At 36.9% G+C, this 13,217-nt stretch carries 10 protein-coding genes; 1 reads left to right on the top strand and 9 read right to left on the bottom strand.

What is annotated here, in order from left to right; all coding sequences use genetic code 11:
* Positions 1 to 16 precede the first annotated feature (16 nt).
* A complete protein-coding gene (locus BHF70_RS11085) occupies positions 17 to 652 on the bottom strand; it encodes a single-stranded DNA-binding protein (RefSeq protein ID WP_075760271.1) in 636 nt (211 codons plus the stop codon).
* A gap of 119 nt (positions 653 to 771) precedes the next feature.
* Positions 772 to 2,592: a translational GTPase TypA gene (typA, locus tag BHF70_RS11080; protein ID WP_075760270.1), complete on the bottom strand. Its 1,821-nt coding sequence runs from the start codon at positions 2,590 to 2,592 to the stop codon at positions 772 to 774.
* 214 nt (positions 2,593 to 2,806) lie between these two features.
* On the opposite strand from typA, the gene hydE reads away from it, so the two are divergent.
* Positions 2,807 to 3,847 (top strand): [FeFe] hydrogenase H-cluster radical SAM maturase HydE, encoded by a 1,041-nt coding sequence (gene hydE, locus BHF70_RS11075; protein WP_075760269.1) that lies wholly within the window; start codon positions 2,807 to 2,809, stop codon positions 3,845 to 3,847.
* Positions 3,848 to 4,078: 231 nt separating this feature from the next.
* Here hydE and ftsZ read toward each other — a convergent pair whose 3' ends face one another.
* The 7 genes from ftsZ to BHF70_RS11040 form a co-directional block, all read right to left on the bottom strand.
* Positions 4,079 to 5,215: a cell division protein FtsZ gene (gene ftsZ, locus BHF70_RS11070; RefSeq protein ID WP_330390941.1), complete on the bottom strand. Its 1,137-nt coding sequence runs from the start codon at positions 5,213 to 5,215 to the stop codon at positions 4,079 to 4,081.
* Positions 5,216 to 5,283: 68 nt separating this feature from the next.
* Positions 5,284 to 6,084 carry a cell division protein FtsQ/DivIB gene (locus BHF70_RS11065; protein WP_075760268.1) on the bottom strand — a complete coding sequence of 267 codons (801 nt, stop codon included), beginning with the start codon at positions 6,082 to 6,084 and terminating at the stop codon, positions 5,284 to 5,286.
* 14 nt (positions 6,085 to 6,098) lie between these two features.
* Positions 6,099 to 7,214: an FtsW/RodA/SpoVE family cell cycle protein gene (locus tag BHF70_RS11060; protein ID WP_083638440.1), complete on the bottom strand. Its 1,116-nt coding sequence runs from the start codon at positions 7,212 to 7,214 to the stop codon at positions 6,099 to 6,101.
* Between the two features lie 3 nt (positions 7,215 to 7,217).
* Positions 7,218 to 8,582 carry a UDP-N-acetylmuramoyl-L-alanine--D-glutamate ligase gene (gene murD, locus BHF70_RS11055; RefSeq protein WP_075760267.1) on the bottom strand — a complete coding sequence of 455 codons (1,365 nt, stop codon included), beginning with the start codon at positions 8,580 to 8,582 and terminating at the stop codon, positions 7,218 to 7,220.
* A 13-nt stretch (positions 8,583 to 8,595) separates the two neighbouring features.
* Positions 8,596 to 9,567 (bottom strand): phospho-N-acetylmuramoyl-pentapeptide-transferase, encoded by a 972-nt coding sequence (mraY, locus tag BHF70_RS11050; RefSeq protein WP_075760266.1) that lies wholly within the window; start codon positions 9,565 to 9,567, stop codon positions 8,596 to 8,598.
* Between the two features lie 31 nt (positions 9,568 to 9,598).
* Positions 9,599 to 11,335, bottom strand: a complete 1,737-nt coding sequence (locus BHF70_RS11045) for a peptidoglycan D,D-transpeptidase FtsI family protein (protein ID WP_075760265.1) — start codon at positions 11,333 to 11,335, stop codon at positions 9,599 to 9,601.
* 54 nt (positions 11,336 to 11,389) lie between these two features.
* Positions 11,390 to 13,207 carry a peptidoglycan D,D-transpeptidase FtsI family protein gene (locus BHF70_RS11040; protein ID WP_075760264.1) on the bottom strand — a complete coding sequence of 606 codons (1,818 nt, stop codon included), beginning with the start codon at positions 13,205 to 13,207 and terminating at the stop codon, positions 11,390 to 11,392.
* Positions 13,208 to 13,217: the final 10 nt, after the last annotated feature.

Raw genomic sequence — 13,217 nt, 5'->3', positions numbered from 1 at the left:
CTACAATAAATCCAATTTATTCTACATCCTTTTCATGAATTTCCAATTTATTTACAGAAACTTCATATGCAATACGTTTTATTGTTTCATTTTCGCTTATTCGTTTCTGATATTCTCGACTTTGAATTCTGCCAATTAGTTGAATTCTAGAACCAATTTCCAGGTTCCCTGCAAATCTTGCATTTCTGCCCCAGCAGATACATGGTATGTAATCTGATTTACCATAAGACCGGTTTACGGCAAGAAGTATATCACAGATTTCCCTTCCTAAAGGTGTCATCCGATATACTGGCTGTTTACAGATAAATCCATCCAGCGTAATCTGATTTGGTTTTACATTTTCCATCGAATCCAGAAATTCAATATCGCGAACAAACACAGATAAAATCAGATGATTTCTATTTTCCTCATGTTTGTTATAGGATCTAAATTGTCCACATGCTTTCACCAGCATCCCTCGATAATCTTTTGTAACATCGATTAAACGTTCAGAAATTAATAATGGTATCTCGTCAGTTGCTTCACTTAATCTGTTTACTAAAAGTCTGACGGTATAAAATCCTTCTCCAAAAATCTCGTGGCTGTATTCAAAAGATGAATGAATTCTTCCTGCCACCTCCACTTGATTATGATTGGTTCCCTGTTCTGTCATCCTTTTTCTCCCTTCTTGTGTCAATTTGTATACTTTAAAGAGTATTCCAAATGAATCACAAATAGAAGAAAAATCCATCGACAAAGTTTTCCAACGTTTTTCGACATTCCATTGCCGCTCTATGAAAATTTTGCTCTTTTTCTCAAAGTCGGATCAAGAATTTTTTTTCGGATACGAATATTTTCGGGTGTAATTTCCAGCAGTTCATCAGTATCAATAAATTCTAAAGCCTGCTCCAGACTCAAAATTTTAGGTGGTGACAATTTTAATGCATCATCTGAACCAGATGCACGAGTATTGGTCAGTTTTTTTGTTCGGCAGACATTAATTTCGATATCTTCCGTTTTACCTGTCTGTCCAACAATCATTCCACCATATACCTTTTCTCCAGGACCTACAAATAATGTTCCTCTTTCCTGAGCATTAAACAGACCGTAAGTAATTGTTTCACCTGCTTCATAGGCGATAAGTGAACCCTGTTTTCTATACTGAATATCCCCCTTATATGGTCCATATCCATCAAATAAGGTATTCAGGATACCATTTCCTTTGGTATCTGTCATAAATTCCCCTCTATATCCAATCAAACCTCTGGAAGGAATAGAGAATTCCAATCTGGAATAGCCTCCATTTGCCATGGACATATTTTGAAGTTCGCCTTTTCTCTGACTTAACTTTTCAATAACAGCTCCTGCAAATTCCTCCGGAACATCTACGATAGCAATTTCCATTGGTTCCAGTTTTTTACCCTTTTCATCTGTATGATAAAGAACTTCTGCTTTGCTTACAGCAAATTCATATCCTTCACGACGCATATTTTCAATCAGAACAGATAAATGCAATTCTCCTCGTCCGGATACTTTAAAGCTGTCTCTATCTTCTGTTTCTTCTACACGAAGACTGACATCCGTATTTAACTCTCTAAAAAGACGATCCCGAAGGTGTCTGGAGGTTACGTATTTACCTTCCTGACCTGCCAATGGACTATCATTTACCATAAACTGCATGGAAATGGTCGGTTCAGAAATTTTCTGGAATGGAATTGCCTGAGCACCTTCCGTATCACAGATGGTATCTCCAATAGAAAGATCTGATATACCTGAAATCGCAACAATAGAACCGATATTTGCTTCTTTTATATCTACTTTATCAAGTCCTTCAAATTCATATAACTTCGTAATTCTGACTTTTTCCTTTTTTTCCGGATCATGAGCATTTACTACAACACATTCTTTATTAACAGCAATTGATCCATTATCTACTTTTCCAATTCCAATACGCCCCACATATTCATTATAATCAATCGTACTAATCAGTACCTGAAGTGGTTTTTCCGGATCACCTTCTGGTGCTTCAATATGATTTACTATGGTTTCAAATAAAGGTTTCATATCCTTTTTCTCATCATCCATATCTTTTACTGCAAATCCTGCTTTTGCTGATGCATAGACAAATGGACAATCCAGCTGTTTATCTCCTGCATCAAGTTCCATCAGAAGTTCCAGTGTTTCATCCACTACTTCTTCCGGTCTGGCTTCCGGACGGTCAACTTTATTGATACATACAATCAAAGATAAATCCAGTTCCAGTGCTTTCTTCAAAACAAATTTTGTCTGTGGCATTGGGCCTTCAAATGCATCTACCACAAGGACAACACCATCAACCATTTTTAAAACACGTTCAACTTCTCCTCCGAAATCTGCATGTCCTGGTGTATCTACAATGTTAATTTTAATTCCATTATACATAACACCTGTATTCTTAGAAAGTATTGTAATTCCTCTCTCTTTTTCTATGTCATTTGAATCCATAACTCTTTCGGCAACTTCCTGATTTTCACGAAAAGTACCGCTTTGTTTCAGTAATTCATCGACTAATGTTGTTTTTCCATGGTCTACATGGGCAATAATCGCAATATTTCTTACATCTTCTCGCTTCATGATATCCTTCTTTCCTAATAAAAAGCAGACAATGCTGCCTGAATTCTCAATAACTGTGTTATTTTATCACAACCCATGAAAGGATTCAATTTTTCTTATGTTTTGTACTAAAAAATAGACAATTCTTTTTATTATTGTTTCCTTTTATTGTTTAATATGTTATATTTGCAAAAGAGATTATCTTTCTTATAAAATCTATCGGAGGAGTATGATTATGAACACCCTGACAATCATTGATACACTATATAAACAACAAACTCTTTCTCGAGAAGAACTTATTTTTCTTCTTGAAAACCGCAATGAAGAAAATGCTTCTTATATTGCAGAACTTGCTAGAAAAGAAGCGCAAAAAATATATGGAACCGGTGTTTTCCCCAGAGGGCTTATTGAATTTACAAATTATTGTAAGAACAACTGTTACTATTGTGGCATCCGAGGTGGGAACCATAATGCTCATCGATATCGTCTGACAGAAGATCAGATTTTATCTGCCTGTAATAATGGATATCAGCTTGGTTATCGCAGCTTTGTACTGCAAGGTGGAGAAGATCCTTATTTTAACGATGATAAAATGGTCCCAATTGTTGCGGAAATCCGAAAAAAGTATCCCGACTGTGCCATTACTCTTTCTCTGGGAGAACGTTCAAAAGAAAGCTATGAAAAATTATTCAAAGCTGGAGCTAACCGCTATCTTCTGCGTCATGAAACCGCCGATTCCAAACATTATCACATGCTTCATCCAGACAGCATGTCTTTGGAATACAGAAAACAATGTCTCTGGAATTTAAAGGAAATCGGATTCCATGTGGGAACTGGTTTTATGGTGGGAGCACCGTATCAGACACTGGAGAACCTGGCAGATGATTTATTATTTATCAAAAAATTAGATCCCCAAATGGTTGGAATCGGTCCATTTGTACCACATCATGATACAAAATTCAAAGATTTTCCATCTGGGACTGTAGAACTTACTACATTTTTAATCAGTATTCTACGGCTGATGAATCATCATCTGCTTCTTCCTTCTACCACGGCTCTTGGAACCATTGATCCAAAAGGAAGGGAAAAGGGTATTTTAGCAGGTGCCAATGTAGTTATGCCAAATCTATCTCCTGTAGCTGTAAGAAAAGATTATTCTCTGTATGATAATAAAATCTGTACTGGAGAAGAAGCCGCTGAATGTGTTGGCTGTCTAGGCAGAAGAATGGAAAGTGTTGGATATCATTTAGAATTTAGCCGCGGAGACTATAAGTAAAAAAGAACTTACGACTTGAACTGCTTCCCGGACTTATGTCCGGTTCAGATGTTCTGTGTCGTAAGTTTTTTTATTTACTTTTCTCAATTCAGATTGTTTTAGGTATTATTTATTGTTCATGAAAATCTCCTGAACAAAGCGGACAAGTCCGCTATCAGCATGAAAGAAAAAAGTACCAGGAAATCTGCTCTACAGACTTCCTGATACTTTTTTCATTACTCATAATTAATTTTATTTTCTTCTGCTCTTTAATAAAAACTCTGGTATCACAATTTTGGAATCATTATCTTCCATTGCTGTTGCTGAAGCTTCAGTGGTATATGCTGCTGAAGTCTCTTCCGTCTCAACCTTTCCATTGTGAATCTGCTGTCCTGAAAATGCCGGTGCCGGTCTGGTGGTAAAACCAGTTCTGATTCTTGCCTGCTCTTCTGCTGATTTGATTCCAGTTGCAATAATAGTTGCACTGATCTGATCTCCGAAATCCGCATTGACTGTACCGAAGATAACATTGACTTCTTGTCCTGCAGCATCCTTTAAGTATTCTACTGCCTGCTGTGCTTCCAGCATACCAACAGCTCCGGCAAAGTTTACAATAACGTCTGTTGCTCCTGAAACTGTAGTTTCCAGTAATGGACTTTCCATAGCTGTCTTAATAGCTTCCAGTTCCTCATCAGCAACACCCATACCGATATGAGCAATACCTTTATCACGCATAACAGTCTGAATATCCGCAAAGTCCACATTGATAAGTCCTGGATTATAAATCATATCTGTAATTCCCTGAACTCCCTGCTGCAGTACTTCATCTGCTTTCTTCAAGGCATCCGGAATTGTTGTTTTCTTATCACAAATCTGCAACAGCTTATCATTTGGAATTACAATCATAGTATCAACCTGATCGCGAAGGCGTGCAATTCCTGACATGGCATTATTCATACGAGGTTTTCCCTCAAAAGTAAACGGTTTTGTTACAACACCAACTGTTAATATTCCAAGACCTTTGGCAATCTCAGCAATTATAGGTGCTGCTCCTGTACCGGTTCCTCCACCCATTCCACAGGTTACAAACACCATATCTGCTCCTGTTACCAGTTCTGTAATTTCTTCTCTATTTTCTTCTACTGCCGCTTCACCGATCTCCGGCTTAGCTCCTGCTCCAAGTCCTTTAGTAAGTTTTTCACCAATCTGTATCTTTGTTGAAGCTTTACATAAAGATAAAGCCTGTCTATCTGTATTAACGCCTACGAGTTCTACACCCTGGACATTTTCATCTACCATACGGTTTACTGCATTATTTCCTGCTCCCCCGACACCTATCACTAAAATTCTCGCTTGTGTACTCTCTACACTAGGCATAATTTCAACCACGTTGCTCCTCCTTCATGTCTTTATGACAACCCTTTATAATTTTATAGACTATTTTTATGATACCGTTTTTACTTGTTTTTTTCAACCTTTTTTGGTTTAAAAATCGTAATCTTCTGATATTCATCAAAATATCTCATATTAATGGTTCCACTTTTTCCTTTCAGTTTTTTCAAAATACCAGACAACTCCGGTATCTTTATATCAATATTTTCTTTATCATATAAATCTATGGTAAGATTACCACTCATTAGCAGGGCATTTCCATCATCTTTGATATATATCTCCTGAACCGGGAGGTTATATTTATCTATTGACATTGTCAATTCAAGAATATAAGCGAATATTTCCTGCTTTTTTACCGGGATTTTTTCCTGCATAACAAGTTTTTTAAATTGTAATCCTGTAACCAGAGGGACATCTCCATATTTTTTTTCATAGCTTTCCAAAGCATATCCATTTTTATCAAAATACACATATTTACCATTATATGCAAGGCAACCTGCCCTTTTTCTTTCCTTTACATGAATTCTTATAATATCAGGCTTTTCTAATTCCACCTGAAAAGATTCAATAAACGGAAGCAATTTGGGTTGAAATATCCTGCTTTTTATGAGATATGCTACAGAATTATCAATATATCCATTTTTCTTAACAGCCTGTTCAACTTCTTTATCCGTATAATGACTGTTCCCGCTTATTTTTATGGTTTTGGTGGTACATGTAGCCCAAATGATCATGATAGAACATATCAAAAGAATACCTATTCCTAACAGAAATTTTTTTACTGAAATGTGAGGAATTATCTTTTGTTTTTTATGATCATTTATCTTAATGACTTTATTTTCTTCTCGTTCTTCTTTTTCTTCCATTTATGTAATCCCTTCTAAAGCCTTATTCTTTTGGAAACTGACAAAACGATTCCCATCTCGATCATAATAACCATTATAGAAGTACCACCATAACTGATAAATGGAAGAGGTATTCCTGTTGGTGGAATCGTATTGGTTACAACTGCAATATTTATGAATACCTGGATGCCGATATGTGTTAAAAATCCAATGGCAATCAGCGAACCAAACAAATCCTCTGCATTCATGGCAATCAACAGCATTCTCCAGATCAATGCTATAAACACCAGAATAAGACAGACAGCTCCAAATAATCCCAGTTCTTCGCATATAATGGAAAAAATCATATCATTATGAGACTCAGGAATAAAGCCCATTTTCTGCATACTTTGTCCCAGCCCTTTTCCAAAGATTCCTCCTGATCCAATAGCATACAACGCCTGCATTGTCTGAAGGCCCTTTTCGTGTGTCTCCGGATGTTTCCAGATGGCAACCCTTTCATTTCTATAACTATCTGAAAATGTCAGGTACATAACCAACCCACCTACTGAAGCAGCCGCAAGACCAAACAGCTCTTTTGTTTTTGAACTGACAACAAAAATCATGACACCTGCAATAGCACACATAACCAGTGCTGTACTAAGATTCTGATACGCAACCAGACCAATAATCGGTACACACCAGACAAGCATCTTCATGGCATCTAAAAATGTATCCATTTTATGAGCATTAAGGGACAGCATATATGCCAGAAAAATAACCAGACCAATCTTGGCAACTTCTGATGGCTGAAACTGTAATCCTCCAATGGAAATCCATCGCACAGCTCCTTTTTTGGCTGCACCAACAAGCAAAACAACGACCAGCAATGCAATACTTACAAAATAAAGACCCAACGCAATATACTTATTGTTAAAAACACGATAATCCAATTTACAAGACATTATCATTGCAGCAGCTCCTACAGCAACAGCTATTCCCTGACGGATTACCCAGTGATATGGATTTCCAAAATTCACTGTGCTTTTGTATGAACTTGTACTAAATATCATAACCATACCAAAAAATATCAGAAATATAACGAGAAACAGCATAGGATAATCAAAATATTCCTTTTTTGACATGTATTTTTCTCTGATACGATTTGCCACTGCTTACAGCTCCTTTAATTTTTTTACACACTCTTTGAAAATATCGCCTCGTACTTCATAATTTGGAAACATTCCCCAGCTGGCACAAGCCGGTGACAACAGAACCGCATCCCCATTCTGTGCCTTACCTGCTGCATAAGAAACTGCTTCTTCCATGGAATCAACAAAAACAATGTTCTCAAAACCATGTTTTTTTGCAGTCTCTGCAATCTTAGGTGCGGTCACTCCCATAAGAATCAATTCCTTAACTTTTCCATCAAAGGCTTCAATCCAGTCATCATAAGGAGATTTTTTATCATATCCTCCCCCTATAAGATATGTTGGACGATTCATTGCCTGAATCCCTTTGATAGCTGCATCTGTATTCGTTCCTTTAGAATCATTATAATATGCGACTCCATTAACAGTATCCACATATTCAATTCTGTGGGCAACTCCATGAAATCTCTTTATTCCCTCTTTTATCTGTTTTACCGGAACTCCCATATAATAAGACACAGCAATTGCCGCAAGAATATTCTCATAATTATGGTCTCCCAAAAGATGTATATCCTCCATTGTACATACTGGAATTCTCTCTCCATTTTCCTCAATGATAAATGTTCCATTGTCAAGGGAAACGCCTTCTGTAATTTTATGATGGAGACTGAAAAATACTACTTTACCCTTTGCACGTTCTGCCATGGCACGAGTCGTATCATCCTCATAGTTTAATACCATTACCTGATTTTCATTCTGATTCTTTCCTATAGACTCTTTTGTCTGGGCATATATTTCCACTGTTCCATGGCGATCCAGATGATCCGGGGTAATATTAAGAACTGCACATACCTGCGGACAGAAATCAACAATAGTTTCCAGCTGGAAACTGCTGATTTCCGCAACAATTACACTGTCATCTTTCGTATCAAGAGCTACACTGGTATATGGTGTTCCAATATTTCCAACGACAAATGTACTGTCAAAATATCCCTTTACAATTTCTCCAGTCAGGGCTGTGGTGGTTGTTTTTCCATTGGTTCCTGTAATGGCTGCAATTTTCCCTTTGGATACCTGATAAGCTAATTCAATCTCACTCCATACAGGCTTCCCCTGATTTGAAAATACCTTTGCAATCGGTGCATTTACAGAGATTCCAGGACTTAAAACAAGTAAATCATAATCTTTCACTGCGTTTTCTGTTACTTCCCCAAGCAGAACAGGAATTTCCTTATTATCATATATTTTTTCATACAATGCATTTAAATCCAGTTCCTTATTTCCATCATATAGGCTAACTTCTGCCCCTGCCTGAAGCAGCAGATTGACAGAACCGACTCCACTTTTTCCTGCTCCTGCAACTAAAAATTTCTTATCACTTAATGCCATTTTTTTCTCCTTACTAAATAGCTACCAGACCAATCAGACAACAGACAGCTGTAATAATCGCAAAAATTGCAACAACTTTTGTTTCCGGCCATCCAGACAACTCAAAATGATGATGGATTGGCGCCATTTTTAATAATCTTTTCCCTTTTGTAGCTTTAAAATAACATACCTGCAGCATTACAGATATGACTTCAATCATGTAAATGAAGGCAACAATTGGTATAAATAAAGGAAGATGCAGCATCACTGCTGTAGCTGCTACAAATCCTCCCAGTGCCAGGGATCCTGTATCTCCCATAAATACCCTTGCCGGATATACATTAAACACAAGAAATCCCAGCAATGATCCTACTGTTGCACACGAAATCGGCCATATTCCAGGATCCTTTCCTGAAATTCTCATTCCCACTGCTGCCACAGTAAAAAATGTTGCAATTAAAACTGTAACACTGGACGCCAGTCCATCCAGTCCATCTGTAAAATTTGCTCCATTTACTGTTCCTAATAAAATAATAAAAATTCCTGGTACAAACAATATCCCCATATCCAGATACTTTCCATGGGTAAATGGTATAATCATAGAAGTCCCTAAATCTGTATAATTAATAAGATAATATGCGAAAACTCCTGTTACTATAATCTGTCCCATCATTTTCTGCCAGGCTCTCAATCCCAGATTTCTCTTCATTACAACTTTTATATAGTCATCTATAAATCCGATAAATCCAAAACCAAGAGTTACAAACAAAATCGGTATGATAAGTGGATAATCTCTGACATAAAATAAAGATGCCACCACTATTCCCAGTAAAATAATCAAGCCTCCCATAGTGGGAGTACCAGACTTTTTCAGGTGTGACTCCGGACCTTCGCCACGGATAAACTGACCGAATTTTAACTTATGAAGATACCTGATCATCATCGGGCTCAATATAACGCTGACGAAAAAGGCAATTAAAATCGGCTTCACAATATTATAATTCATGCTTCCACCTCATTTGTTTTCTAGTATATAATTATTCACTTTTTTTATCAACCGTATAATCTTTTGATATGCCAAGATAAGGCAATGCAATCTCAAATACATTTCTCATAACCGGTGCCGCTATGGTCCCTCCATAGTAGGTTCCAACCGGTTCATCAATCAGCACGATACCCATTATTGTTGGGTGACTGGCTTTTGAAAACCCCAGAAAAGACGAAATATATTTTCCATTTCCTCTTGGGAGTTTCTCACTTGTAGCCGTTTTTCCCCCAATGGAGAAACCATCTATGCGACAATTTCTTCCTGACCCCTCTGAAACAACCGCTTCAAGAAGTTCTCTCATAGTCTCGGATGTTTCTTTTTTAATGACATTCTTTTTTACCGGATAATGAAATACTTTTTCTTTTTTGCCATCAGCAGAAACCAGACTCACTCCAAAATGCGGTGTTATCAGTCTGCCTCCATTTACAGCTGCACTGGCAGCTCTTAAAAGCTGTAGTGGCGTGATCTGGATAGACTGACCAAAAGACATGGTAGCAAGTTCAACCGCTTTAACATTTTTTTTCTGATGCATAATAGATCCGGCTTCACCAGGCAAATCAATTCCTGTTTTTTCAAACAATCCCAGTTTCCTGAAAGTGTCATACATGCCATCGACGCCAACTCTGGCACCTACTTCCATAAATACAGGATTACAGGAATTCATAACACCTTCTTTAAATGTTTCTGGCCCATGACCACTTGTTTTATGACAGCGAATCTTACGGTCTTCTACGATTCGAAACCCTGGACAATTAAAATGGTCATCAGGCCTGACTTTTCCAGACTCTAATCCTGCCGCTGCTGTTACGATCTTAAATACAGATCCAGGCTCGTAGGTATCATTGATACAGGTATTTCTCCACTTCCTATTCAAATATTCCTGCTGCTTCTTACTGCTTTTTTCAGATACTTTTCTGCTTAATACAAAAGGTTCATTAAGATCATATTCCGGAACATTTGCCATAGCAAAAATTTCGCCATTCTGCGGATTCATAAGTATCATGGATACCTGTTTTGCTTTTTTTTCTTTTTTTACTTTTTCACATGCCTGAGTGATATAATTCTGTAGATTTACATCCAAAGATGTATACAGATCTTTTCCTGGAACAGGTTCATCCCGCTCCTCAAAGGCCCCTTGTATTTCAATGCCTTTCCCATCCGTTAATGTCAGGATTTTTCCTGATTTTCCTCTCAAATACTTATCATATGCAACTTCAAGTCCTATGATTCCCTGATTATCTCCTCCTGTAAATCCAAGAACTTTCGATGCCAGAGAATCAAAAGGATATACTCTTTTGTAATCCTCATCTACTTTAACCCCATCAAGTTTATATTCCCTTATTCTATCTGCTTTCACCTTATCAACATTACTTTTTATTTTCTCTCTGACAGAATTTTTATAAACTTTCTTTTTTACCTCTTCCTCATCAATCTGGAGTACCTGAGATAAAACCTTTACAATCCTGGCTTTTTCTTTCATTTGTGAATAAATGACAGAAATCGAATAAACTGCTTTATTAGAAGCAATCTTCACTCCATTTCTGTCATAAATATTTCCTCTTGGTGCTTTTATTTCTCTTTCCCGCTGATGAAGATTTTTTGCAAGTTTCAAATATTTATCAGCCTGCGCGATCATTACATAACCAAGACGACATGTAACAACTAGAAATCCTACAAAAAATACAATGATAATTCCCAGGATTCTCTTTTTATAAACCGTTTTCATAGTTATTCCTCATAATCTCATATAGTATAAGATTATGAGAAATTTCCATGTGTATTACTTTTTACTGCTTTTTGGCACTTTTAATTCTTTCAAGGATTCTTTTAAAACCTTTTGAGCCATCTCAACGGCAAGACCGGTATTAGTCTGAGAACTTTTCTGGATTTCATCAATAACCACATAAACAACGACCTGAGATTTTTCCACTGGTGCAAATCCACAGAATGATACTATATAGGTTCCTGCACTTCTAGGAATCTTCTGTGCTGTTCCCGTTTTACCACCGACAGTATAATCATCTAACTGTGCTTTCGTTCCTGTTCCAGATTCAACTGTTTCTTTCATATACGACTTGATTTTATCCGAAGTACCTTTGGAAACAGTCTGTTTTACCAGAGTTGCATCTACAGTTCTTACAACTTCTCCCTTATCATTACGAAGCTGTTTCACAACATGCGGCTTGTAATAATTTCCCCCATTGATCAGGGAGGAAAATGCACTTGCCATCTGAATCATGGAGCAGTTAAAAGACTGTCCGAAAGAACTGGTTGCCAGATCAGCTTCTGTCATATCATCTGCATCATGAAGCAATGCAGAGGTCTTTGCTTCTCCTGGAAGATCAATTCCTGTTAATTTCCCAAAATTAAAATCTCTTTGATAGCTTGCAAAAATATCTTTTCCTTCTTTTTCTGCAATTTGCATCAAAGCATCATTACAGGAAAGAGAAATTGTCTGAGACAGTGTAATATTTCCATGTCCGCTTCTATGAGAACAATGGATGGTATGAGGCCCGACTTTCTGGAATCCATCGCAATAGTAGGTTTCATTTCCTTTAAGAATTCCTTCCTCTAATCCTGCAGCCACTGTAAACGGTTTATATGTGGAACCCGGCTCAAATGCATTGGAAACTATCGGATTTTTCCAGATTTCATTAAATGCCTTGACTTTCTGTTTTTCTGTCATTGCAGCAATCTTTTTTTGCGAATACTTCTGAAGAAGTACACCATCACTTCTCGGATCTTCCAGATTAAAAGAAGTGGAATTTGCCATTGCATACACTTCCCCATTATTTGGATTCATTACAAGAATACTGCTGCCTTTACTTCCATATTTCTCCTCAAATTTATTCAGTGTCTTCTCTGCTATCTTCTGTATATTTGAATCAATAGTAGATACAATAGTCTTACCATTCTCCGGCTCAACTATTGAGCTATCCTGTTCAAGTTCTTCATTAAGATACTTATATTTTCTTCCATCAACCCCTGATAATGTACTGTTATAATATTGTTCGATTCCTCCTGTTCCAACGTTTCCATCAGATACAAATCCAAGAACATGACTTGCCATGGATTTATTAGGATAACGTCGCTGATATTTTTCAGAAAAGACAATTCCCACAACATTCTTGCCCTTTTTGCCCTCAAGATATTCCTTTAAATCTGAAACCTGGCTGTAACTGAGATTCTGCCTGTACACAGAATAATAAGATTCTTTATTATTATTCAAGAATGAAATCAGCTTATCTTCATCCAGATCCATATACTTGGTTAATGCATTCAGTGCATCCGTTTTTGTTTTTTTCGTTCTTAAAATGTTTTTGGGCTCCAGAACCAGATTATACATTTTCTGACTGGTAGCTAAAGTATTACCATTTCGATCTAAAATATCCCCTCGTTTATATGGTATTACTTCATTATCATAATTTTGCTGTGATAATACCTGACGCTTGTAAATTCCATTTTTAAAAATGCCAAAATATACCAATCTTCCTATTAAAACTACAAAAAGAATTGCTATGACGGCAACGATTTCAACAGTTCGTACCTTCATAGCATGATTTAATCTTTTTATTTTCTTTCGTCTTCTTTTCTTCAAGTAAACCACC

The sequence above is a fragment of the Anaerostipes sp. 494a genome (genome assembly GCF_001940315.1).
Taxonomy (GTDB): domain Bacteria; phylum Bacillota; class Clostridia; order Lachnospirales; family Lachnospiraceae; genus Anaerostipes; species Anaerostipes faecalis.
Note: the sequence above shows the minus strand (reverse complement) of the source record. Positions and strands in the feature narration are given on the sequence as shown.